20 protein-coding genes are annotated in these 20,632 nt (G+C 35.9%); 10 read left to right on the forward strand and 10 right to left on the reverse strand.

Going from position 1 to position 20,632, the window contains the following annotated elements; translation table 11 throughout:
* Positions 1–48 precede the first annotated feature (48 nt).
* A complete protein-coding gene (kbl, locus tag EIB73_RS01030) occupies positions 49–1,242 on the forward strand; it encodes a glycine C-acetyltransferase (protein WP_125021787.1) in 1,194 nt (397 codons plus the stop codon).
* A gap of 369 nt (positions 1,243–1,611) precedes the next feature.
* Here the strand turns inward: kbl and EIB73_RS01035 are convergent, their stop codons facing one another.
* From EIB73_RS01035 to EIB73_RS01055, 5 genes are all read right to left on the reverse strand, one after another.
* Positions 1,612–3,138, reverse strand: coding sequence for a TSUP family transporter (locus EIB73_RS01035; RefSeq protein ID WP_228411258.1), 1,527 nt, complete (start codon positions 3,136–3,138; stop codon positions 1,612–1,614).
* A 3-nt stretch (positions 3,139–3,141) separates the two neighbouring features.
* A complete protein-coding gene (locus EIB73_RS01040; RefSeq protein ID WP_125021789.1) occupies positions 3,142–4,380 on the reverse strand; it encodes a sulfate adenylyltransferase subunit 1 in 1,239 nt (412 codons plus the stop codon).
* Positions 4,381–4,533: 153 nt separating this feature from the next.
* Positions 4,534–5,442, reverse strand: a complete 909-nt coding sequence (gene cysD / locus EIB73_RS01045) for a sulfate adenylyltransferase subunit CysD (protein ID WP_125021791.1) — start codon at positions 5,440–5,442, stop codon at positions 4,534–4,536.
* A gap of 18 nt (positions 5,443–5,460) precedes the next feature.
* A complete protein-coding gene (locus tag EIB73_RS01050; RefSeq protein WP_125021793.1) occupies positions 5,461–6,156 on the reverse strand; it encodes a phosphoadenylyl-sulfate reductase in 696 nt (231 codons plus the stop codon).
* Positions 6,157–6,245: 89 nt separating this feature from the next.
* Entirely contained in the window at positions 6,246–6,653 is a 408-nt protein-coding gene (locus EIB73_RS01055) for an RrF2 family transcriptional regulator (protein ID WP_125021795.1), read from the reverse strand.
* 327 nt (positions 6,654–6,980) lie between these two features.
* Between EIB73_RS01055 and EIB73_RS01060 the strand changes: the two genes are divergently transcribed.
* The gene (locus EIB73_RS01060; RefSeq protein WP_125021797.1) at positions 6,981–7,409 is read left to right on the forward strand and encodes a DUF4268 domain-containing protein; all 429 of its coding nucleotides are present in this window, start codon (positions 6,981–6,983) and stop codon (positions 7,407–7,409) included.
* Between the two features lie 40 nt (positions 7,410–7,449).
* On the opposite strand, the gene gldG is transcribed toward EIB73_RS01060, so the two are convergent.
* The 3 genes from gldG to EIB73_RS01075 all read right to left on the reverse strand — a co-directional run bounded on the left by gldG (position 7,450) and on the right by EIB73_RS01075 (position 10,474).
* Positions 7,450–9,108, reverse strand: a complete 1,659-nt coding sequence (gldG, locus tag EIB73_RS01065) for a gliding motility-associated ABC transporter substrate-binding protein GldG (RefSeq protein ID WP_125021799.1) — start codon at positions 9,106–9,108, stop codon at positions 7,450–7,452.
* Positions 9,109–9,131: 23 nt separating this feature from the next.
* Complete coding sequence (locus tag EIB73_RS01070; protein ID WP_125021801.1) at positions 9,132–9,860, reverse strand: ABC transporter permease subunit; 729 nt, start codon at positions 9,858–9,860, stop codon at positions 9,132–9,134.
* Between the two features lie 68 nt (positions 9,861–9,928).
* Positions 9,929–10,474: a CopD family protein gene (locus EIB73_RS01075; RefSeq protein WP_125021803.1), complete on the reverse strand. Its 546-nt coding sequence runs from the start codon at positions 10,472–10,474 to the stop codon at positions 9,929–9,931.
* Between the two features lie 150 nt (positions 10,475–10,624).
* Here EIB73_RS01075 and EIB73_RS01080 point away from each other — a divergent pair, with 150 nt between their 5' ends.
* The gene (locus EIB73_RS01080; protein WP_228411259.1) at positions 10,625–12,790 is read left to right on the forward strand and encodes a M12 family metallo-peptidase; all 2,166 of its coding nucleotides are present in this window, start codon (positions 10,625–10,627) and stop codon (positions 12,788–12,790) included.
* Between the two features lie 71 nt (positions 12,791–12,861).
* On the opposite strand, the gene EIB73_RS01085 is transcribed toward EIB73_RS01080, so the two are convergent.
* On the reverse strand, positions 12,862–13,689 hold the full coding sequence (locus EIB73_RS01085; protein WP_125021807.1) for an SAM hydrolase/SAM-dependent halogenase family protein: 828 nt from the start codon (positions 13,687–13,689) through the stop codon (positions 12,862–12,864).
* 126 nt (positions 13,690–13,815) lie between these two features.
* On the opposite strand from EIB73_RS01085, the gene EIB73_RS01090 reads away from it, so the two are divergent.
* The 7 genes from EIB73_RS01090 to EIB73_RS01115 all read left to right on the forward strand — a co-directional run bounded on the left by EIB73_RS01090 (position 13,816) and on the right by EIB73_RS01115 (position 18,909).
* Positions 13,816–14,775: a PhoH family protein gene (locus EIB73_RS01090; RefSeq protein WP_125021809.1), complete on the forward strand. Its 960-nt coding sequence runs from the start codon at positions 13,816–13,818 to the stop codon at positions 14,773–14,775.
* Positions 14,776–14,893: 118 nt separating this feature from the next.
* Positions 14,894–15,451: a porin family protein gene (locus EIB73_RS01095; RefSeq protein ID WP_125021810.1), complete on the forward strand. Its 558-nt coding sequence runs from the start codon at positions 14,894–14,896 to the stop codon at positions 15,449–15,451.
* A gap of 297 nt (positions 15,452–15,748) precedes the next feature.
* Positions 15,749–16,333 carry an outer membrane beta-barrel protein gene (locus EIB73_RS01100; protein WP_125021812.1) on the forward strand — a complete coding sequence of 195 codons (585 nt, stop codon included), beginning with the start codon at positions 15,749–15,751 and terminating at the stop codon, positions 16,331–16,333.
* Positions 16,334–16,615: 282 nt separating this feature from the next.
* On the forward strand, positions 16,616–17,104 hold the full coding sequence (locus tag EIB73_RS01105; protein ID WP_125021814.1) for an outer membrane beta-barrel protein: 489 nt from the start codon (positions 16,616–16,618) through the stop codon (positions 17,102–17,104).
* A gap of 286 nt (positions 17,105–17,390) precedes the next feature.
* Positions 17,391–17,984, forward strand: a complete 594-nt coding sequence (locus EIB73_RS01110; RefSeq protein WP_125021816.1) for a hypothetical protein — start codon at positions 17,391–17,393, stop codon at positions 17,982–17,984.
* Complete coding sequence (locus tag EIB73_RS14985) at positions 17,950–18,093, forward strand: hypothetical protein (protein WP_164467840.1); 144 nt, start codon at positions 17,950–17,952, stop codon at positions 18,091–18,093. The genes EIB73_RS01110 and EIB73_RS14985 overlap by 35 nt, the downstream gene beginning before the upstream one ends.
* A gap of 204 nt (positions 18,094–18,297) precedes the next feature.
* On the forward strand, positions 18,298–18,909 hold the full coding sequence (locus EIB73_RS01115) for an OmpW family outer membrane protein (protein WP_125021818.1): 612 nt from the start codon (positions 18,298–18,300) through the stop codon (positions 18,907–18,909).
* Positions 18,910–18,978: 69 nt separating this feature from the next.
* Here EIB73_RS01115 and ffh read toward each other — a convergent pair whose 3' ends face one another.
* Entirely contained in the window at positions 18,979–20,346 is a 1,368-nt protein-coding gene (ffh, locus tag EIB73_RS01120; protein WP_125021820.1) for a signal recognition particle protein, read from the reverse strand.
* Between the last annotated feature and the right edge of the window lie 286 nt (positions 20,347–20,632).

The following is a 20,632-nucleotide window of genomic DNA, read 5'->3' on the forward strand; positions in this document are numbered from 1 at the left end:
CCGAAAGAGGGCTTTTTTTCTTAAATTAGCATTTCAAAAATTATAAATATGATTTCTAAAAATTATCTGGAAAATCTTCAGAACGAACTTCAAAATATAAAAAATGATGGTTTGTTTAAAACCGAACGCATCATTACTTCACAGCAATCTGCCGTGATTGAAGCCAATGGAAAAACTCTTTTGAATTTCTGTGCGAATAACTATTTAGGATTATCTAATAATCCCGAAGTGATGAAAGCTTCCCAGGATATGATCGAAAGTCGTGGGTACGGATTATCGTCTGTCCGTTTTATTTGTGGAACTCAGGATATTCACAAGGAATTAGAAGCCAAGATTTCTAAGTTTTTAGGTTTGGAAGATACCATTTTATATGCTGCTTGTTTTGATGCAAATGGTGGCGTTTTCGAACCTTTGTTTACTGATCAGGATGCCATTATCTCTGATGAATTAAATCACGCTTCAATCATTGATGGCGTGCGTTTGTGTAAAGCAACCAGATACCGTTACAAAAATAATAATATGGCAGATTTGGAAGAGCAGTTAATTGAGGCTTCCAAAATTAATCACCGTTTTAAAATCATCGTTACCGACGGAGTTTTCTCCATGGACGGAATCGTTGCTGATCTGAAAGGACTTTGCGATTTAGCAGAAAAATATGATTGTTTGGTCATGGTTGATGATTCTCACGCTACAGGATTTATCGGGAAAACCGGTCGTGGAACTCATGAAGCAAACGATGTAATGGGTAGAGTAGATATCATCACTTCAACCTTAGGAAAAGCATTAGGCGGCGCGCTTGGCGGATTTACTTCCGGTAAAAAAGAAATCATCGATATGTTGAGACAGCGTTCCAGACCTTATTTATTCTCGAATTCATTGGCTCCGGGAATTGTTGGGGCAGCGATTAAAGTGTTGGATATGATTTCCGAGGATACGACTTTGAGGGATAAAGTAATGGAAAATGCGGAATACTTCAGAAAAGAAATGAAAGCCAAAGGTTTTGATATTCCTGACGGTGATGCAGCAATTGTTCCGGTAATGTTATACGACGCACCTTTAGCCCAAAAAATGGCGGAAAAATTAATGGATGAAGGAATTTATGTCATCGGCTTCTTTTATCCGGTTGTGCCAAAAGGAAAAGCCAGAATCAGAGTTCAACTTTCTGCGGCTCATACCAGAGAACAGTTAGACAAAGCGATTGCTGCTTTCGAAAAGGTAGGAAAAGATTTAGGAGTTATTTAAAAACTTGTTCCGAAATATATTTAAAAACCTTCTGTAATGGAAGGTTTTTATATTTTAACCGTAAAAGAAGTAAAAGGTAATTGAAAAAAATAGTACAAAAGAATGTAAATAATTAAGAGCGTTATTCCTAGCACCTTTTACAACCTTTTGAATGTCCTGATAAATAAACCTTTTGGATTTTCTGCGGTCAAAAATTTTCAAGAAATATTTTGTGAACTTTTCATCAGCGTTATTTTAAACTTCAGCCATTAAAAACTTTTGTGACTTTTTGTTTAAATAACTTTTCAATAGACGTTTTGTGAACTTTCAGCAGCATTATTTTAAACTTCGGCCATTAAAAACTTTTGTGACTTTTGTGATTAAAAAAAACTAAGTCAACGATTTTACAATCGAAATAACACTCAAACTAATTATAAGAATCCCAATAACCACAAACATTTTCTTAATCGGAATTCTGCTCGTAAGCATTGCTGCAAAAGGTGCGGTAACAATTCCACCAATTAAAAGACCGAGAACTATATTCCAATGCTGAATACCGATTGTTATTACAAAAGTAATTGCGCTGGTAATGGTCAGAATAAATTTAGAAAGGGTAGAACTTCCAATCACGTATCTTGGCGTTCGTCCGTCCTTTAATAAACTTCCCGTAACCATCGGTCCCCAACCGCCGCCGGTAAAGGAATCGATAAACCCGCCGAATAATCCTAAAACTTTGATGTTTCGACTAGATTTCTGAGTGCGTTTTTTCTTTCTATTATTTTTGAAAGCGTTCCGCAAAATATTAATTCCAAGATATAAAGTGTAACAGGAAATAATTGGTTTTACAATATGCGCATAATGTTGACCAAAATAAGTAAGAGATAATGCGCCGATAATCGCACCAATAATTGCCGGAATCGCCAAGGCTTTCACCAGTTTCATATTCACATTCTTTAAGCGGAAATGGCTGATGCTTCCCGCTGCAGACGTAAATGTTTCTGCCGAGTGAATACTTGCGCTAATAATTGGTGGTGCAATATTCAACATTAATAGAATCGTGGTGCAAATAATTCCGTAACCCATTCCCGTACTTCCGACAACCAGTTCTGCGACGAAACCAACCGCCAGCATTTTATAAAAAATATGATTGTCGGCATTTAGAAATGCATTGATATCCGGGAATAATTGAAATTCAAAAAGAATATAAGACAAAACGCCAATTAAAACCATGACGCCGATAATACCAAGATAGATATTAGAACGACGGCGAACGGCTTTCGTTATTTTTTCTAAATTCTCAAATTCAGAATTGGCGAGAGGATGTTTTTGTTTCTGATCAAGATAATCAGCCGTAATCGTGTCGAGCGATTTCAGTTCATCTTCTCGATTCATCAAAGGGTTTTTATAGGCGAATTTTAATTTACCAATAAACTCCTCCAAGTCCGATGGAATGCTGTGTTCGATAATTCGGTTGATTCTTTCCTGAACTTCTGGCGAATAATCATTAGATGAAATTCCCAGTTTTATATTTTCTTTTTTAATGACTGAAACCAAAGAGAAATCACTGATTTGTGGTTTCCCGATGACATTGATCAGAACATTTTTATTTTGAGAAATTTGAAGAAGATGTTCTTCGTATTCATGATCTTCAGTTGAAATTATTAGCAAGGCAAAATCTTGTAAATCATCTTCTTCCATTTTTCGATGGAAAAGAGTAATGTTGGATTTGTCCGAAGAAAATTCAATTAAATCTTCTGAACTATTTTCATCAAAAATTTTGATTTTACAATGGATAGAATTTCGAACGATTTGTTTTAATGCTTGGAGAATCAATTCATCATGTCCAACCAATAATACGGGAATCCTTTCCAAATTAAGGAATAACGGATGCATATTATTAGGTTGAACTTCGCTCATGAATTATAGAATCATTACCGCGCCAACAGTTGAATTGCTTGTTTCGTCGACCAAAATCGCACTTCCTGTTCCTTTGTTTTTTTCAAAAGAATCATGTACTAAAGGACTCGCGGTTTTTAAAGTAACTTTTACGACTTCATTCAATTTGACAGAATCAGTTGGCGTTTTTTCTAAGGAATTGACATCTAATTTATAATCAATTTCTTTGATAATCGTTTTAATCAACTTACTTCTGTGCTGCAGAAAATATTTATTCCCGATCACTAATTCTTTATGATCCATCCAACAAACTAACGCTTCAAATTCATTAGCCACGGTCGGAATTTGGTCTGCATGAACAAAATAATCACCACGTGAAATATCGATATCATCTTCAATATGAATAACAGCAGGTTGAGGTGCGAAAACTTCATCGACTTCTTTTCCGCCGGTTTCAACTTTAATAATCGTGGTTTCTATATTCTGCGGAAGCACTTTTATACGATCACCTTTCTTGTAAATTCCACTTACGATTTCGCCGGCATAACCTCGATAATCATGCAGTTCTTCGGTTTGCGGACGAATGACAAACTGAACTTGAAAGCGCGTGTCTTCCAGATTAATTTCTTTATTGATTTCAACTTGCTCCAAATATTCTAATAAAGAATTTTCTTTAAACCAAGGCATTTTCGTAGATCGATCGACGATATTATCGCCATCTAAAGCAGAGATTGGGAAAAACTGAATATTGCTGAGGTTCAATTTTTTAGCAATTTCCAGATAATCGGTTTTAATATTTTCAAAAACTTCTTCTGAATAATTAACCAAATCCATTTTATTCACCGCAATGACGATGTGTTTAATTTTTAAAAGGGAAGCGATAATACTGTGTCTTCTGGTTTGCTCAATCACACCTTGTCGGGCATCGATCAGGATAATCATCAAATCAGAATTCGACGCGCCGGTAATCATGTTTCTCGTGTATTGAACGTGACCGGGAGCATCCGCAATAATAAATTTCCGATTCGGTGTTGAAAAATATCGGTAGGCGACGTCAATCGTAATTCCCTGTTCTCTTTCTGCACGCAATCCATCGGTAAGAATCGCCAAATCAATTCCGTCTGAGTTTTTATTTTTAGACTGCTTTTCCAAGACTTCCAGTTGATCGACCAGAATACTTTTGCTATCGTATAAAAGGCGACCAATTAAGGTGCTTTTACCATCATCAACGCTTCCAGCCGTCATTAATCGTAATATATCCATTTCTTTATTTTCTTTCTTTAAAAGGTTTTTATTTGGGCAGCATCTCCGCCTTCCGCTCCCAATCTTTTTTTCCAGCGTTTTTGCCCTACAAAAAAAGGATTTCCGCTCAAGTCGGGCTGCAGAATTAGGGTTCCAAAAACGATTTGTTTATAATTAGAAGTATCCGCCTTTCTTACGATCCTCCATTGCGGCTTCGGTCACTTTATCATCGATTCTGGTTTCGCCTCTTTCCGAAATTCTTGAGGCGGTAATTTCCTGAACCACTTCATCTAAAGTCGCGGCATTGCTTTCTACCGCTGCCGTACAAGTCATATCTCCCACAGTTCTATATCGAACAGTTTTTGTGGAAATAACATCACCTTCATCAATTTGAATAAAATCTGAAACTGCAATTAACTGACCTTCATATTCCAAAACTTCTCTTTCGTGTGAAAAATAAATAGAGGGCAATTGAATTTTCTCTTTTTTAATGTAATTCCAGACATCGAGTTCCGTCCAGTTTGAAATAGGGAAGACCCGAACATTTTCACCTTTGTGAATTCGTCCGTTGTAGATTTTCCATAATTCCGGTCTTTGAAGTTTTGGATCCCATTGTCCGAAATCATCCCGAACGGAAAAAAAACGTTCTTTGGCTCTGGCTTTTTCTTCGTCACGTCGCGCTCCACCAATACAGGCATCGAATTGGAATTCTTCAATCGTTTCTAATAAAGTATGCGTTTGCAACCAGTTTCTGGAAGCGAACTTTCCTTTAGGTTCAGTCAGTTTTTGTTTGTGAATCGTATCTTCCACTTTCCTGACAATTAATTCTGCACCGATTTCTTTGGCTAAAAAATCTCGGTACGCCAAGGCTTCCGGGAAATTATGACCGGTGTCGATATGAACTAAAGGAAAAGGGATTTTCATAGGCGCAAAGGCTTTCATCGCCAAATGAACCAATGTAATCGAATCTTTTCCACCGCTGAATAATAGTGCAGGTTTTTCAAACTGAGCCGCAACTTCCCGCATGATATAAATGCTTTCCGCTTCTAATTGCTCCAGATCATTTAAATGATATTTTGACATAATTGAGTTTTAGAATTTTTATTTTTCTGAATGAAGACCGCATTCTTTCTGAGATTCTTCCCACCACCATCTTCCGGCACGCGGATCTTCACCGGGTTCAATTGCTCTTGTACACGGTTTGCAACCAACGCTGATGAACCCTTTTTTATGAAGAGGCAAATCCATAATTTGATGTTCCTCAATGTATTTTAAAATTTCATCATAAGTCCAGTGGAGAAGTGGATTAAATTTGTAGAGTTGTCTGCTTTCGTCCCATTCCAGCATTTTTAAAGAATGTCGGTTTTCAGATTGTTCACTTCTTAAACCGGTAATCCAAACTTTTGCTCCTTGCAAAGCACGATTGAGTGGTTTTACTTTTCGGATGTAGCAACATTCTTTTCTGTTTTCTATAGAATGGAAAAAGCCGTTAATTCCTTTTTCATTGACAAATTTTTCAACATCATCTGCTTGCGGAAAATAGACTTCTGTTTTGATTTTGTATCTTGAATTGTTGTTGGAAAGAAGGTCATAATGTTCGTAAAATAATCTTCCCGTATCCAATGTAAATACTTTTATGGGTAATTTATTTTTAAAAATAACATCGGTAATGATTTGATCTTCTTGTCCTAAAGAAGTTGAAAACACAATTCCGTCTGGAATCATCTCGCACAATTTAAACAGACTTTGCTCTAGGGAAAGGGTTTCTATTTGCTGAATTTCTTCTGTTGAGAACATTATTTCTTTATTTAATGTCAGCAAATTTGCAATAAATTTATTATCCTACCAAATTGGTGGACTATTAAAATAAATAAAAAGGGATCGAATTAATCTACTATATCGAGCAAAGTCTTCTTTTCTAAAATCGCTAAAGAGGCATCGCGAACTTCGATCAGGACATCATGTAAACCACAATGTTCCTGATTGCAATTTAGACATTGTTCATGAAAATTAAGACTCACACACGGAATCATGGCGATAGGACCATTCACCAAACGAATTATTCTAGCCAGTGAAACCTTTGCCGGATCGGTGTTTAAAAAATAGCCGCCACCTTTTCCTTTTTTGCTGTCGAGAATTTCGGCTTTTTTTAATTCAAGCAAAATATTTTCTAGAAATTTGACGGGAATTTTTTTCTCACTCGCAATATCTGAAATCAAAACAGGTCCCTCATTTTTTTTACCGACGAGGTAAGAAAGGGCTCTGAAAGCGTATTGTGATTTTTTTGATAGCATAAAGCAAAATTAGGTAAAAGATTTTAGAAGAGAAGAAAGTACAATAATTTAACGCTAATCGAAATAAATTTAAGAGGTTTCTTGAAACACAGATTCCACGTTTTTTACAGAATAATTAATTTTGCTCATTTGTAATTTGTAGATCCGTGAAATCTGTGTGCCCATTAAGTATGATGCTGCGACGAATGTACGAATTGGTTATCGGTAAATTTGAACTGATCACATTTTCTTAAAATAGAAAAACGTTGGCACTCAAAAAAAATATGAGGTTTGAACTCGATAAAATATGATATTTTGAGTAAGTTCGCATTTCGTAAATTTAACAGAATGTTTAGCAAAGAAGAAGCACAAAAATTAAGAAAAGAGTTCTGGATCGCCTTTGGAAAAAGCTTTCCGCGAAAATGGATTTTATACAATACAAAAATTAAAGATTTCTCCTTTAAATTTAATGCAGATGCTAAAAAAGCCGAGGTTTCTTTAGATATAGAAATTAATGATGAACTCTTTCGTAATGCTTATTTCGAGAAGATGTGGTCGCTGGAATCCATCTTGGAAGAAGAATTAGGCGAGATTCATAAAGATGAATTCTATACTTTAGAAAACGGAAAAGTGATTTCCCGATTTTGGATTACGAAAGAAAATGTTTCTATTTATAACAAAAATACTTGGCAAGAAATTTTCGAGTTTTTTGTAGAAAAAATGGAGGCCTTCGAACGGGTTTATTTTGAATACGAGGATTTTATAAAAGATATTTAACTGCTTTAAAACCTTCAGATTTTATATTTCTGAAGGTTTTTTATTTAGCAAATTTCCTTTTTCTCCACCAGTAGAAAATACCGCCCAATGCTCCGATAATTGCGAGCGGAAGCAATAAAATAAACCATTGCCACTCGTTTTTCTCTTCATCAATTCTTTGTCGGTCCAACAGTCTGGCTTCGATATTACGGTTTCGGAGCTCCATTAAATTAGAATCATCTAACAGAAAATCGAGTGCATTTCTTAAGAATTGTTCATTTCCATACGCTTGTTTGGTCAAAAGGTCTTCGCCGAGTGGGAGAGGGTTTCCCTTATAAATCTGATTGCGGCCTACATCACCGTCAGCGATAATCACCATTTTGTTCTCAGGGCTTTGGGCTTTGAAATTTGGATAGATCTTACGTTCGCTTCGGGTTGCATAGGCAGAATTGAATTTTCCTTCCAGACTTACCGCAAAGATCTTTGGAGTCGTAGGTTGGTCAAAAATTCCCAGTGAATCCGTACTCACGATTTCCGCCAGAGCAACGTAATTCGGAACTTGCTTAATATTCGTCCTTTCGCTGGATTTAAATAAAACTTTGGTCTTAATATTTTTTCTTCCTAAAGTATCAATTGAAGTCGGAAATTCAAATTTAACTGGATTAATATTTTTGGTGATAGGATTTTTATCTTCTGCAACTCCCAAAGGAAAATACGGCCACAGAAAACTGCTGTATTGAGGATTTCCGGCAACTTCTCCAGATACGATTCGGATGAGTGCAGACTTCTTCATATCCTTTACTAAACCAGCATTTAATCGAATTCCATAATTAAAAAAGAAATCGGTTAATCCTGTTTCTATGGGATAAGCCATTATTTTTTTAGAACGATACAGCGTGTCCATTTCTGCATTTACCGCATCAATCATCCAAAGGGTTTTCCCGCCTTTCATAATGTATTGGTCCAGGATCAACTTTTCATTTTCGGTGAATGGTTTTCTTGGTTTTGCGATTACCAAAGCGTCCATATGTTGAAGCTGGGGCACATCTTCGTAAGTCAGTTCCGCTTGATTTTTAGGAATAATGGGACCGGCGTTGTAATTCTGCAATGCCATTTCCATGAAACCACTAAACTCATCAGGTCGAAGCTCATCCTGATTGATAAGAATCCCAATATTTTTTTTCTGGTCCTGCGTGATTCTTTTAATATTCGAAACGAAATTATATTCCAGATTTTCGATTGATCTCGTTAATTGCTGTGAAGCATCAATTCCTGTCTGATTAATGATCAAAGGCACGGAAGTTCCGATTGAATTATATTTTACAGAAGCATAAGGAAACATAACGATCTCCGATATTTTCCCGTCTTTCATATCCGGTAAAATGGAGGGTTCAATGCCCATCGCAGCCAAAGTATCTTTGGACATTTTGGTCTTGATTGGATCGATAAAACGGTAATCTATTTTAAGATTTACTTTTCGGAATTCCTGCAGTAAAAATTTGGTTTCATTTTGAAGCTGCCGGAAACTGGCAGGGAAATCACCATCCAAATAAACGTCGACGTGTAAAGGTTTTTTCACAGATTGCAAGACTTTGATGGTTGAATCAGAAAGGGTATATCTTTTTTCCTGAGTCAAATCAAAACGCATCGAAAACAGACCAAAAACGCCCGCTAATAAAACAACGAGAAGGACAAGATATATAGTGGTTTTTTTGTTCATTTTTTAAAACGATAAAAATTCGGTTACTTTTTCTTTTCAACAAAAACTTTGGCCAGAAATAAACAAATTCCGATCACCAACAGAAAATAAAACAGGTCGCGGGTATCAATTAATCCTCGGGAAAATGCCAGAAAATGTTGATAAAATCCCAGCGTTGAAAGCGCGTAATCTAGACCGCCCAGCAATTTATAGCTTGCAAGTTGCTCAATCCCAAAATATAAAAAGAAAGACATAAATACTCCAAGTAAATACGCCATAATTTGGTTTTGAGAAAGGGAAGACGCCAAGATTCCTACAGCGGAAAATGCTGCGGTTACAAACAAAAGTCCAAAATAACTCCCGAAAGTGGCTCCCAAATCAATATTCCCTTCCGGAATACCCAAGACGTAAACCGTGTAAAGGTAAATCAGCGAAGGCAGTAAACACAAAATTCCAACTACCCAAACGGCTAAAAATTTTCCGATGATGATTTCTGAAATTTTAATAGGTTGGGAAAACAACCAGCTTAGTGTTCCTGATTGTTGTTCTTCGGCCAGCGTTTTCATAGAAACTGCCGGCATAATAAACATCAATAACCAAGGCACGAGCGTAAAGTAACTCTGTAAACTTGCGGATCCAATATCAAATATATTCGAATCATTTTCAAAGAAAAATAAGAAAAGGCTTGCAATTAAACTGAATGCACCAATAATAAACCAGGCACTCCAGTTACCGAAATAAGTCCACAATTCTTTTTTAAATATTGCAATCATAAAATACATTTATGTTTAGACAATGACAAGGCTTCAAGACAGTAGTTAGCAATATGAATTACCATTAATTATTTTTTCTTCTTGTTTACGAGTTTTACGGTCATCATAATAGCAAAAACCAAAACGACAAATCCTACGATTAATTGCCACCAAAACGAAATAACCAGCGATTTTAAAATGACTGTAAACACAACCAGAAATAAAATGAAAGTTGCTATTTCATTGGCTTGGCGAAGTTTGATATTTTCAATTGGAAGAATATTTCCCTGCAGATTTTTAATTTGCAAAACTTTTTTCCAGCACCAGAAGTGGTAGGCTGCAAGACCCACAAGGAAAGTTAATTTTAAATGAAACCAAGGCGTTTTCATTAAGCCAAAATTAAGGGAAATCATGATCAAACCCGTGGTCAGCATAATGACGCCAGCCGGAACGGTAATGATGTTCCATAATCTTCTGGCCATAAAAACGTACTGCTCCCGTAAAATCTGCTTTTTATTTTCTTCAAAGTTATCAGTGTCTTTATAGTACACAAATAGTCTTACCAAGTAAAAAATTCCGGCAAAATAACTGACCATAAATATAATATGAATGGCTTTTATGATGGTATAAAGCATCTGAAAATTTTAGATGCAAATATAACGGAATTATATGAAAATCTAATTGGAGAATACACTTCAATTTTTAATGTTAAAATTATCAATCTTACCAATATTGTCGTTTTTTTTTGGTTTTTTTGTAGTCTAATAAAATAAACAGTAAACATTATGAAAAAAGTTTTCCAATTGTGTTTCAGTTTGTTATTATTCTCTTTCGGCTTTTCGCAGAATTTAAAGCCTATTGCTCAGAAAGTGAATGATTCTAAAACTGCAAACAAGACATTTGCGAAGTACGATCTATTTACAGTAGATCAGAGCCCTCAAAAACAAAGTTTGTATAAAGCAGCGGCGGAGGGAATCACGGTGATGAAATTAAACACTGCTGAGATCAGTAGAATTACCACCGAACAACCAGAAACGTTAAGCATGAGTTTTCCGTTTGAAGGTAAAAGTATTGAAGTAGAGTTAGTGAAGAATAATTTCTTCACCCATGATTTTAAAGTTAATACGGATAAGGGAACTGCCATTTATAATCCAGGAGTTTATTACCAAGGAATTGTAAAAGGTGATAACGAATCTTTAGTGGCCATCAGTTTTTTTAAAAATGACGTTATCGGCGTAACTTCGATTAAAGATTTGGGTAATATCGTTATAGGTAAAGCCAAAAATTCTCAGGATTTTGTTTCTTATAATGATGCTAAATTAAAAGGCGCAAATCCATTCAGCTGTGAGGCCGATGAGCTTCCGGAAAATCAAAAACTTGCGATCTCTTACGATCCAAGTACAATGACCGACAAGAAAACGGACAATTGTGTTAGAATTTATTACGAAGCAGGATTTGGACCTTACACTCAAAATGGTTCAAATGTGACTACGACTACGAACTGGGTGACTTCAATGCATAACAATATTTCTACTCTTTATGCAAATGATGGAATTACCGTCGCTTTAAGTGAAATTTTTGTTTGGACTACAACGGATCCTTATACCGGATCACCTTCCAATATTTTAAATCAGTTCAGAACAACAAGAACTTCATTTAACGGAGATGTTGCACAGCTGATCAGAAATCCGGCAACAACAAGTATCGCCTATGTAGATGCTTTATGTGGTGCTTATAACTATTCCTATTCAGGGGTTAATTTTGCATACGCAGATGTTCCGACCTATTCCTGGAACATTGAGGCGATGACGCACGAAATCGGCCATAACTTAGGATCTCCACACACCCATGACTGTGTATGGAATGGTAACAATACGAGAATCGATGGATGTGGACCAGCCTCTGGAAACCCAGGAAACGGAACTTGCGCAAGCGGACCATTACCTTCAGACGGTGGAACAATTATGAGTTATTGCCATTTGGTTTCTTCTGTAGGAATTAATTTTACAAAAGGTTTCGGTCCTCAGCCGGGAGCCCTTATTAGAAGTAGAATCAATACGAAAGCGTGTTTAGGGACTGACTGTATCGCTGCATGTCCAGCAACAATCCTTGGATTAACGCTTTCAAATATCACTGCTAATTCTGTAACAGCTACGATCGCAGATAATACCTCAAGCAGCTGGAAATATCGTGTTTCTAAGATGGATGGTACCGTAGTTCAATCCGGAACAAGTGATACAAAAGTTATAAATCTTAGCGGTTTGCAGGAAGGAACCTATTATACCATCGCTGTGGGAACATCTTGCTCCGGTCCTCAGGCATTTTCTTTCCAACAACTTTTGTTAACAGATGCAAACTGGTGTAGTGGTGTTAAATTTACGGATCCGGGTGGCGATAATGCAAATTATTTTAATGAGCAGACGATCATTAAAACTTTCTACCCAAACAATTCTCAAGATAAATTGAAACTTACGTTTACTGAGTTTGATACAGAAGAGGGTTATGACTTCATGAATGTTTACGACGGTCCGTCTACAGCTTCACCAAAATTTTCAAATGGCAGTAATTTAAGTGGGACCACTATTCCCGGACCTTTTGAGTCTACGCATCCAACAGGAGCAATCACCGTGAAATTTGTAGCTGATCAGCTGGAAAATGGAACAGGTTGGATCTCTACTTTCCAATGTACAAATTTAGGTACCGGTGAAAATATGATGTCGAATACCATCAATATTTCTCCATCTACAATGAAAGGAATATTTACAATTACGTCGAAAGATAAAGTGTTGTCTTATGAGGTATTTGATCTTTCAGGAAAGTTAGTGAAGAAATCTTTGAAGTCTTTAGAGTCTCAAGATAAAGTAGATCTTTCTAATGCTCCGGCTGGAACTTATGTGGTTCGAGTGATTACTGCAAAAGAAACAGTTACTAAAAAAGTGATCAAACCGTAAAATGGTCTAATTAATTTCATAGAAAATAGCCGGCATTTAAATGTCGGCTATTTTTTTTATTGGTAATGTACTTATTGGAATTCGATATAGATGCTTTCACCAACCTTTAAACCAAACAATGTTCGGGCGCCACTTTCACGATGGCCTTTGTAAATGGTAAGTTCAAGTAATCCGGCATCATTAAAAACTGCCGCCGCTTTTCCGTGAAATTCGTGTTCTATCGTCCAATCCTGTACGAGGTCTGTATATTGATTGTAGATGCGTGTCAGGGCCAAATTCCTAAATTTGACGATGAATGACTGAAAGCCCAGCCCACTTTTTTCTAAGAATTTTCTGGTGATGTTGGATACTACATTTCCAAAATTATCAATGTACATAATCTCACCAATGATTATTTTCTCACTTTCGTTAAATACTGCACGGGGAAATGAAAGTTGTTTGGGCGTATTAAATTTCCGGCCTATGACTTCGGGCAAACCTCCATTCTGAAGATGTACCGCAACAGGTGCGAAAATATCGGTAGAAGTGAATGTTACTTCATCATCAAAGCGGTTGTTTAAGGTAATTTCATAGACTTCTTCCGGTTTAATATCATAAAATATTAAACTGAGCACTCCGTTATCAGCCGCGATAAAATAGTGTCCGTCTGCTTTATAAAGAATACATTTTCTTTCTTTGGTATAAAAGCTGTCTACCGAAATAATATGAACCGTGCCCTTTGGAAAATAAGAATAGGAGTTTCTTACAATATATGCGGTTTGTAAAAGATTGTAGGCCTGTATATTATGCGTTATATCTACAATTGTTGCGTGCTCATTTAAGGTCAAAATCTTACCTTTCACTGAGGCAACTCTGTGATCAACCAATCCATAATCTGAGGTGAAAGTAATAACTGACATGCGTAATTTTAGGAAAGCACAAATTTAGTTTAAAAAAATATTTTAAGCATCATTGTGGAAAAGTAAGCCCTTTAATTGAAATAAAAGTAATACTTTTAATAAAAATAAAATAAAAACCGCTGATACATGTTTGAACTGAATTACGAAATTTCCGGCATCGAAGCCAAGGCTTTTTATGGCGTCAACAATCAATATTTTAATCTTCTAAAATCAAAATTTCCCACACTTAAAATTACGGGCCGCGATCATTATGTTTTCGCAAAAGGAAATCAAGAAGCACTCGATGTATTTCGAAATAAATTGGAAGACATTGTGAGTTTCATCTCCAAAAATAATGCGATCACTTTAAAGGATTACGAAAGTATATTAAGTTTTAAAGATGATGCCGAAAAGCAACTGGTCTTTGATCAGGATATTATTGTAAAGGGGATCAATGGTAAAATCATTAAAGCCAAAACCACCAATCTGAAAAAATTGGTAAAAGCGACCGAGTCCAAAGACATGGTTTTTGCAATAGGACCGGCAGGAACCGGGAAAACCTATACCAGTGTTGCGCTCGCAGTACGCGCTTTACGAGATAAAGAAGTTAAAAGAATTATTCTGACAAGACCAGCCGTGGAAGCAGGCGAGAGTCTGGGATTTTTGCCGGGTGATCTAAAAGAAAAACTCGACCCTTATTTACAGCCTTTATATGATGCCTTGCGCGATATGATTCCGCATGAAAAATTGGAAGGTTTTATGGAAAAAAACGTCATCGAAGTAGCACCTTTGGCATTTATGAGAGGTCGTACGTTGGATGAGGCATTCGTTATTCTGGATGAAGCGCAAAATACAACCCATGCGCAAATGAAGATGTTTCTTACAAGGATGGGTATGAATGCAAAATTTATTATAACGGGAGATCCCAGTCAGGTCGATTTACCGATGCGTCAAAAATCCGGCTTAAAAGAGTCGATGCGTATTTTGAGTGAGGTAAAAGAAATTGGTTTTGTATATCTCACCGAAGAAGATGTGGTGCGCCATCCTGTGGTACGGAAAATAATTGCAGCATATGGTGAGGAGGAACAAAGACAAAGAGAAGAGTAGGACAAAAAAATATTTAATAATTGTCAGTGAATCATCGAAACTTTAAGTAATTAAATGTTAAAATTTATTAAATCAAAAAAAATAGTTTTATCTTCGCACCATAATTAAATTTATAACTATGAAAAAATTATTTTTAGTAGGTGCTGTTGCGCTTTTTGGAGCGATGAATGCTCAAACTTTTGGTGTTAAAGCAGGAATGAATATTTCTAACCTTTCCAATGCTGACGATACAAAATCTTTGGTAGGCTTTAATGCGGGAGTATTTATGAATGCACCACTTGCTGCAGATTTCAGTATTCAGCCGGAAGTTCTTTATAACGCAAAAGGAGCTAAATATGACGGTCCTGGAGATATCTCATTAAAAATTGATTATATTTCAGTGCCTGTGATGTTTCAATATAATGCAACTCCTCAGTTTTATTTAGAAGCTGGACCAGAATTTAGTTTCGTAGTATCTTCAAAAGCGAAAGCTAATGGAATGTCAGGCGACGCTAAAGATGCAGTTGAAAGTTTCGATATCGGTGTAGGTCTTGGTGCAGGATATTATTTCACGCCAAATATTGGACTTACAGCAAGATATGTTGCAGGTTTCAGCGATGTTATTAAAAACAATCCTGGTGACTCTGTAAGAAATGGAGTATTCCAAATTGGTTTAGCTTACAAATTCAGCAAATAATTTTTCAATACATATTGATGAAGTCCCACATGGAAATGTGGGACTTTTTTTGGATTGTTTTTATTAGTGTTAAAATGAAATCAGGCATTTCTGTAATTTTATTTTAATCTACGAGTTTATTTTTTTTAAATATTGTTGATGACAAAGATGTTTGTTGTTGATATTTTATTTATAGACCATCAAAATATATTAATCAATAAAACGCTTTATAATTTTGGGCGTGGTTTTTGCGTCAAAAATTTAACATCATCATAATTTTTTGTTAAAGAAAGATTGTAAACAATAAAAAATAGCATTATGAAAAAATTACTAATTGCAGGAGCTGTAGCTTTTATGGGAATCACAGCTGCAAATGCACAGTTACAAAAAGGAAATTATATGGTAGGAGGTGAATTAGCCGCCGCTCATTTTGGCCTTAATGAAGGTTCTGGTTATAATTTCCAAATTACGCCGCAAGCAGCATTTTTTGTTCAAGACAATTGGGCGGTAGGTCCATATGTTCGTTTGGGTTTTGCTGGAGCCAAGGACGCGCCAACTACTTTTACTTATGGAGTAGGAGCTTTGTCCAGATATTATTTCTCTCCAGGTGAAGCGGGTGTAGATAGTTTATTGAGACACGGCAGATTTTTTGTTGAAGGTAATGCCGGAATCGGTGGTACCACTATTTCAGATGGCGGAGATTCCGCAAACGGTCTTGATTTAGGCATCGGGCCAGGTTATACTTATTTTGTAACTCCAAACATCGGTCTTGATGCTTCTGTAAAATTAAATGGGAACCTGGGCTTTGGAAATAGAGGAACAACTTCTGCAGTTGATTTTAGACTTGGTTTAAATATTTTCTTACCATCTAAAAAAGCGATGCAAAATATTAAGTCTGAATAATTCAATTCCAAATCGATTTAAAAGACTGTTTTAATTTATTAGAGCAGTCTTTTTTTGTTTAAGAATAAGTTTCTAAGTTATAAATAATCGTTTCAAATTGATTTTATTTTTGTTATTCAAAAGGCAAGCTTACTATTTCCACGATTATGTCCTTTGTCATCATTTTAATTTCGAAGAACTAAAGTAATTTAATTAAAATATAATCGCTTATCAACCGCGAAATGTGGACGAAACTTTTTTTATGAAGGTATTAAATGATATTTTTGTGAAAAATTAAAATTTATGAAAAGACTGATCCTCGCCTTTGCAATTATTTTATTTGGGACGATGAATGCGCAGATTAAATTCGGTATTAATGGTGGTTTTTCTTCCGCCGTCGTTTCCGGAAAATTCGATAATCTTACACAAGGTTATTATGCCGGAGTATTTTCGGAAATCGGTATTCCAGGTGCCCTCAAATTGCAGCCAGCGCTAAATTATGTGAGGATTGATGATGATTCTTATTTTCAAGTTCCTGTGATGATGAAGTTTTATTTTGTTCCAAAAGTGAATGTTCAGGTAGGTCCACAGTTCGCTTTCAGATTTAATGACAACTCCTCGAAAAATAACAAAACTAATTTCGGTGCTGCCATTGGATTGGGAGCAGATTTATTTTCCGGGCTGTTAATTGAAGCGAGATATGCTTTCCAGTTAAATGATGCGTTTAAAAGTCCTTCCGGAGAGAGACTACACTTTAATATATTTAATTTAGGTTTGGGAATTAGATTATAATAATATATAATAAAAACTATCAATAATAATCCTGAGAATTTCTCAGGATTTCTCTTTTTCTGCAATTGGATGTATGTTATAAACGTAGGAATCTTTATAACTCTACATTTTTAATTTTATGCTTAAATTTAACTCTGAATGTTTTGTTTTTGTATTTTTTTTATCGATTTGACATCATAAATTAATATTTTATAAATATAATTTTATAATTAAAGATTATGATTGTTAATTTGGTTAAGTAGTTATTTTTCTCTAAATTTACCTATCATCAATTAAAATAGTTTTTATGAGAAAGATTTACACTATGGTTTTGCTGGTAAGCATCGGTCTGTTGCAAGCTCAAGTTGGGATAAATACTGATGATCCGCAGTCAACATTAGATGTTAACGGGGATGTGATCATTAGAACGGTAGAGGTTGCTGCACCCAATTCAAATTATGATTTTCTGGTGCATAACAATTCGACAAATGAAGTCCAAAAAGTTAACGGTAATTTTTCGATGACTGGTGTTAACACTACTCTTGCTAAAGCCGTAGAACGAAATGGAGTTACTCTTTTGAGTGCGACAGGTTTTGCGGGTTGGCAGAAAATAAATTTTGATCCCGCAAATGTTAAGATTGATTCGGGCGGTAATTTTACAGCCAGTAATGATTTCTACACTGTTCCTTCCAATGGGATTTATCGAATTAATTATGATTTTAGATACGGAAATGGTGTCTTGTTATCTGTTTTGAACTTTTCAGGAACGCCTAGTATAGGAATTCTAAAACATACCGGTGGTTCTTACACAGTCTTGGATGAAAAAAAAATTCAGTGGTACCAGTATTCCCCTTTTGGCAAGTGCGATGCTGACCGCCACCAATATCGATGGCGTATATGAACTCACCGCAGGGGACCGATTGTCTTTTGAAGTTAATGCTGGAGGAATGGCGTTGGGTTTACTAAGCAGCAGTTCAGCCTCTGCAGTCATTTATAAAATTTCAGACTAACACAAATTCTTCATATTTTAGAAAAGTCCTGCGTATTTCTTACCCAGGATTTTTTGTGCCGTTGATTTGATTTGACTCGGAGTTCTTAATTTTAATTCAGTCAATCTATTTTAAATGACACATTTGTGATTTTTTTTATGATAAAAATCATTGGTATTTCAAATTAGAAATTTAATACTTTTGTAAATTAAATTAAAAAAAATTATGAAAAAACTATTACTGGTTGGTGCAGTTGCACTTTTTGGAGCATTAAATGCTCAAATGGAAAAAGGATCTTGGATTGTTTCAGGTAAAACAGGAATCGATTTCAGTTCTGCAACTACAAAATACACTGCAGAAGGTCAATCTTACGATGGTCCGAAAGTGTCTACATTTACCATTACACCAAGCGTTGGTTATTTTGTGGCGAACAATATCGCCGTGGGCGTAGATTTAGGATTTACTTCAACAAAAACTACTTTCAAAAATTCAGCTTTAGAGTTTGATTACGAAGAAAAAACATCAGTATTCTCTATTTTACCAAACGCAACCTATTATTTCCCAACTGCAAGTAACTTGCGACCTTACTTGGGAGCAGGGATCGGGTACGGAAGTTTAACTTCTACTGACTTTTTCAATGATGAAGAAACAACAAAAGGTGGTTTTCTTTGGGGTGCAAAAGGCGGTTTATTGTATATGCTAAATTCAAACATCGGAATCGATTTAGGAGCTGGTTACAATAGCCTAACGACGAAAGAAACAGTTGACAATACAGAGGTGAAAACTTCTGCTGATGCTTTTGGTGTAAGCGCCGGAATCTCTGTATTCTTTAGATAAGAAAATTAGAAAATAAAAAAAATCCTGAGAAAATTCTCAGGATTTTTGCTTTTATATATCGATGTGAATTTATCTGCCAAATAAATTACCGCCCATTCCGGGGACTTTTGGCATTCCTTTGCTCATCATTTCCATCATTTGTTTACCCTGTGGTCCCTGCATCATCTTCATCATTTTACCCATTTGATCGAATTGTTTCATTAGAGCATTTACATCTTCAATTTTTCTTCCTGCACCTTTTGCAATTCTGTTTTTTCTCTGAGTATTGATGATAGAAGGTCTTCTTCTTTCTTCCGGCGTCATCGAATAAATAATGGCTTCAATATGTTTAAAGGCATCATCCTGAATATCTACATCTTTAATGGCTTTACCAACACCTGGAATCATACCCATTAAATCTTTCATATTCCCCATTTTTTTGATCTGATTGATTTGCTTTAAGAAATCATCAAAACCAAATTCGTTCTTGGCAATTTTTTTGTGAAGTTTTTTGGCTTCTTCTTCGTCGAATTGTTCCTGCGCTCTTTCTACTAAGGACACAACATCACCCATCCCAAGAATACGATCCGCCATCCTTTCCGGATAGAACACATCAAGTGCTTCCATTTTTTCCCCGGTAGAAATAAACTTGATCGGTTTTTCAACTACGGAACGAATAGTTAATGCAGCTCCACCACGTGTATCACCATCTAATTTAGTCAGAACAACACCGTCGAAATTTAAAGCTTCGTTGAAGGCTTTTGCTGTATTTACGGCATCTTGACCGGTCATTGAATCTACTACGAACAGGGTTTCGTTCGGTTTAATGAAATAATGAACAGATTTAATTTCGTTCATCATCTGCTCATCAATCGCCAAACGACCTGCCGTATCGACAATCACAACATCGTGACCATTTTCTTTCGCAAATTTAACGGCATTTTCAGCGATTGAGGAAGGATTTACGGCACCTTCTTCCGTATAAACAGGAATTCCGGTTTGTGATCCTAATACTTTCAACTGCTCAATTGCCGCGGGACGATAGACATCACACGCAACCAAAAGCGGTTTTTTATTTCTTTTCTGTTTTAAATAATTGGCTAATTTTCCGGAGAAGGTTGTTTTACCGGAACCTTGCAAACCTGCAATTAAGATTACACTTGGTTTCCCGGAAAGATTAATTCCTTCATGAGTTGAACCCATTAATTCAACCAATTCGTCGTGAACGATTTTGGTCATTAGTTGTCCGGGCGTTAAACTGGTCAGTACATTTTGACCCAGTGCTTTGTCCTGAACTCTCTTGGTGAGGTCTTTCGCTACTTTGTAATTAACGTCGGCATCAACCAATGCACGGCGAATTTCCTTTACCGTTTCTGCAACGTTGATTTCTGAAATCTTCCCGCGCCCTGAAATATTGTGAAGCGCTTTGTCTAATTTATCCTGTAAGCTATTGAACATAATTTATCTTTAAGATTTGCAAAAATAAGGAATTTCATTCAATTATCGTAAAGTTGCTTATTTTTGCGCTATGAATATTGTAAATATAATTTTATTATTCCTTTCCGCTACTTTTTTAAATGTAGTACTTTTTTACATTTTTAAAAAATATTTGATGAAAACTTCCAATCCGGGCCTATTGTTTTTAATGATCAATATTTTTAAAGACATCGTATGGGTAGGGTATTGGCTCGGTAAATTAGAGACCACTCAAAACAATTTCCTATTATTAATAGGAGTCTTTCTT

Origin of the sequence: Kaistella carnis (assembly GCF_003860585.1) — a bacterium.
GTDB lineage: Bacteria > Bacteroidota > Bacteroidia > Flavobacteriales > Weeksellaceae > Kaistella > Kaistella carnis.

Bases quoted from the DNA above. Each gene is read 5' to 3' on its own strand.
- EIB73_RS01060 (WP_125021797.1), top strand. From the start codon at position 6,981: ATGTTTAGCAAAGAAGAAGCACAAAAATTAAGAAAAGAGTTCTGGATC.
- EIB73_RS01080 (WP_228411259.1), top strand. From the start codon at position 10,625: ATGAAAAAAGTTTTCCAATTGTGTTTCAGTTTGTTATTATTCTCTTTC.
- kbl (WP_125021787.1), top strand. From the start codon at position 49: ATGATTTCTAAAAATTATCTGGAAAATCTTCAGAACGAACTTCAAAAT.
- EIB73_RS01110 (WP_125021816.1), top strand. From the start codon at position 17,391: ATGAGAAAGATTTACACTATGGTTTTGCTGGTAAGCATCGGTCTGTTG.
- EIB73_RS01095 (WP_125021810.1), top strand. From the start codon at position 14,894: ATGAAAAAATTATTTTTAGTAGGTGCTGTTGCGCTTTTTGGAGCGATG.
- EIB73_RS14985 (WP_164467840.1), top strand. From the start codon at position 17,950: ATGCTGACCGCCACCAATATCGATGGCGTATATGAACTCACCGCAGGG.
- EIB73_RS01115 (WP_125021818.1), top strand. From the start codon at position 18,298: ATGAAAAAACTATTACTGGTTGGTGCAGTTGCACTTTTTGGAGCATTA.
- EIB73_RS01100 (WP_125021812.1), top strand. From the start codon at position 15,749: ATGAAAAAATTACTAATTGCAGGAGCTGTAGCTTTTATGGGAATCACA.
- EIB73_RS01040 (WP_125021789.1), bottom strand. From the start codon at position 4,380: ATGGATATATTACGATTAATGACGGCTGGAAGCGTTGATGATGGTAAA.
- EIB73_RS01035 (WP_228411258.1), bottom strand. From the start codon at position 3,138: ATGAGCGAAGTTCAACCTAATAATATGCATCCGTTATTCCTTAATTTG.
- ffh (WP_125021820.1), bottom strand. From the start codon at position 20,346: ATGTTCAATAGCTTACAGGATAAATTAGACAAAGCGCTTCACAATATT.
- EIB73_RS01075 (WP_125021803.1), bottom strand. From the start codon at position 10,474: ATGCTTTATACCATCATAAAAGCCATTCATATTATATTTATGGTCAGT.
- EIB73_RS01055 (WP_125021795.1), bottom strand. From the start codon at position 6,653: ATGCTATCAAAAAAATCACAATACGCTTTCAGAGCCCTTTCTTACCTC.
- EIB73_RS01050 (WP_125021793.1), bottom strand. From the start codon at position 6,156: ATGTTCTCAACAGAAGAAATTCAGCAAATAGAAACCCTTTCCCTAGAG.
- EIB73_RS01085 (WP_125021807.1), bottom strand. From the start codon at position 13,689: ATGTCAGTTATTACTTTCACCTCAGATTATGGATTGGTTGATCACAGA.
- EIB73_RS01070 (WP_125021801.1), bottom strand. From the start codon at position 9,860: ATGATTGCAATATTTAAAAAAGAATTGTGGACTTATTTCGGTAACTGG.
- EIB73_RS01105 (WP_125021814.1), top strand. From the start codon at position 16,616: ATGAAAAGACTGATCCTCGCCTTTGCAATTATTTTATTTGGGACGATG.
- gldG (WP_125021799.1), bottom strand. From the start codon at position 9,108: ATGAACAAAAAAACCACTATATATCTTGTCCTTCTCGTTGTTTTATTA.
- EIB73_RS01090 (WP_125021809.1), top strand. From the start codon at position 13,816: ATGTTTGAACTGAATTACGAAATTTCCGGCATCGAAGCCAAGGCTTTT.
- cysD (WP_125021791.1), bottom strand. From the start codon at position 5,442: ATGTCAAAATATCATTTAAATGATCTGGAGCAATTAGAAGCGGAAAGC.